This is a genomic window from Streptomyces sp. NPDC059900, assembly GCF_050270335.1.
In the GTDB taxonomy this organism is placed as follows: Bacteria; Actinomycetota; Actinomycetes; order Streptomycetales; family Streptomycetaceae; genus Streptomyces.
The window spans coordinates 1-1,659 of the sequence record NZ_JBNNJZ010001028.1 but is presented as its reverse complement, the minus strand read 5'-3'; the positions used below and the strand labels follow the sequence as shown (position 1 = coordinate 1,659).

Annotated in this window: 2 protein-coding genes and 1 pseudogene; 2 read left to right on the top strand and 1 reads right to left on the bottom strand. The window is 72.9% G+C overall.

Features of this window, described 5'->3' with window-relative positions; all coding sequences use genetic code 11:
- Positions 1-339: pseudogene (locus ACQKIP_RS46895) on the top strand (SAM-dependent methyltransferase); the annotation flags it as partial.
- Positions 340-366: 27 nt separating this feature from the next.
- Here the strand turns inward: ACQKIP_RS46895 and ACQKIP_RS46890 are convergent.
- Positions 367-1,275 (bottom strand): LysR family transcriptional regulator, encoded by a 909-nt coding sequence (locus ACQKIP_RS46890; RefSeq protein ID WP_365864755.1) that lies wholly within the window; start codon positions 1,273-1,275, stop codon positions 367-369.
- A 70-nt stretch (positions 1,276-1,345) separates the two neighbouring features.
- On the opposite strand from ACQKIP_RS46890, the gene ACQKIP_RS46885 reads away from it, so the two are divergent.
- Positions 1,346-1,659, top strand: a 314-nt coding sequence (locus ACQKIP_RS46885; protein ID WP_427745810.1) for a maleylpyruvate isomerase family mycothiol-dependent enzyme, incomplete at its 3' end; no start/stop codon positions are given.

The window sequence follows — 1,659 nt, the reverse complement described above, 5'->3', positions numbered from 1 at the left end:
ACCTCTTCTGTACTGAGGGTGGCGACCAAGCTCGCCGAACCGCTCCGCAGTACGGGCAGCTGGCGCCCCGCGCTCCGTGACGATCTGGAGGAGGTCGCCCAGCGGGCGGGCCTCAAGCCGGACGGCTCGGGACGCGTCGCGTGCCCCTTCGGGTACGCGGACACGGACAGCGCGGTCCGCGGTCTGCTCTCCACGGGGCTGTTCGACGCGGCGGTGGGCGCGACGGACCAGGTCCAGGTCGACAAGGAACTGACGGAGGCCCTGCACCCGCACCAGCGGCGGGACGGGACGGTGTGGATGCCGAACGTGTTCCGGTACTTGATCGCGCGTACCCGGTAGCCCGGTCGCGACGCCCGGCAGCCCCGGCTAGTTCCGCTCCAGGGCTGCCCGCAGCCGGTCGAGCAGCACTGTGGCCGCCGGGCTCGCGGGCCCGTCCGTGCGCCAGGTCAGGGCGATCCTGCCGCGGGGCCGGGGATCCGTGATCTCCAGTGTCCGCAGTCCGTACGCGGCCTCCGTGCGGGGCTCCAGCGCAGGGAGGACGGCCACCCCCAGGCCGCGGACGACGAGTTGGACCAGGACCTGCGGGGCGGCGGCCTCGAAGGCGATGCGCGGCCGGATGCCGGCCTGCGCGCAGGCTCGGTCGAGCACGCCGCGCAGTCCGGTGCCGCGCGGCAGGCTGATCAGCGGCCGGTCCCGCAGCTCGGCCAGCGGAACGGTTCTGCGGCCCTCGGGCACGAGGAGGGGGTCGCCCGGCAGGACGACGGCCACCAGGGGTTCGTCGATCACCATGTGCAGGGAGATGCCCGGCGGGAGTTCGTCGTTCGTCAGGCCGAGCAGGGCCATGTCGAGTTCGCCGCCGCGCACCGCGGCCAGCATCCGGTCGGAGCTGTCCTCGGTGAGGGCGATCTCGACTCCGGGGTGGTCGTCGTGGAAGTCGGCGAGTACGGAGACGACGTCGAACTCGTGGGTGGCGGCGCCGGACACCAGGCCGAGCGCGATCTGCCCGCGGAGCAGCCCGGTGAAGTCGTCCACGGTGTGCCGCACGCCCTCGACCGCGGCGAGCGCGGCCCGCGCGAACGGCAGGACGGCGCCGCCCACTTCGGTCAGCGTCACCGAACGTCCCGAGCGGTCCAGGAGCGGCTGTCCCAGCTCCCGTTCCAGCTGCCGGATCTGGGCGCTCACCCCGGGCTGGGCCAGGTGCAGGCGTTCCGCGGCGCGGGTGAAGCTGGCTTCTTCCGCCACGGCGACGAAGTACTGGAGCTGCCGGAGTTCCATAACCGGCGATGCTAGCCGCGAGAAGAGCCGGCTCTTGGACTTATGGCGCGGCCGTGGACACCCTGGAGAGGTGGACATCAGACAGGCCATCGCCGCCGAACGCCATGACCTCGCCGCCCTGCTCGACCAACTGACGCCCGCACAGTGGGAGGCACCGACGCTCTGCGCGGGCTGGCGGGTCCGGGAGGTCGCGGCCCATATGTCGCTGGGCTTTCGCTACTCGCTCCCGAGGACGCTGACCGAACTCGTCAAGGCGCGCGGCAGCCTCCACCGGATGACCGACCGCTGCGCCCGCAGGGACGCCGCCGCCCACTCCACCGGGCAGCTCGCCGCCTTCCTGCGGGAGAACGCGGACCACCCCTGGCAGCCGCCCATGACCGGGAT

What these genes read in the sequence shown, in the direction of transcription:
- ACQKIP_RS46890 (WP_365864755.1), bottom strand. Translation starts at nt 1,275, where the DNA reads ATGGAACTCCGGCAGCTCCAGTACTTCGTCGCCGTGGCGGAAGAAGCC.